At 26.5% G+C, this 328-nt stretch carries 1 protein-coding gene; it reads left to right on the top strand.

Annotation, left to right across the window (positions count from 1 at the left end; all coding sequences use genetic code 11):
- On the top strand, positions 1–328 hold a 328-nt coding region (locus H6A60_RS12920), incomplete at both ends, for a hypothetical protein (protein ID WP_205105267.1).

The following is a 328-nucleotide window of genomic DNA, read 5'->3' as shown; positions in this document are numbered from 1 at the left end:
CTGTTAACAAAATATAATATAAATTTTCCTGAAGAAATTTCATATAAAGAGGATACAGTCTTTCTTTTTAAATGTAAATTATATGCAAAGGGCTTTGAGAAAATAGATGATACCTTTTATCACTACAATTTCCAGAGATCTGGCTCTCTTAGTAATAGCGTTAGTGAAAAATCAATTAAGGACGCTTTCAAAAATCTTCTTTTTAGAACCGAAATTCTAAGCGACTATTTTAAAGACAATCCCAATAAAATTAATTTTTCGTTATACAATGGTATTACAAATAATAGTATTTCTTATTTCAGAAATTATAAGGTCAGCTCTTTAAGTA

Origin of the sequence: Sutterella massiliensis (assembly GCF_016899755.1) — a bacterium.
Taxonomy (GTDB): Bacteria; Pseudomonadota; Gammaproteobacteria; order Burkholderiales; family Burkholderiaceae_F; genus Sutterella; species Sutterella massiliensis.
This window is presented reverse-complemented; position numbering and strand designations above follow the sequence as displayed.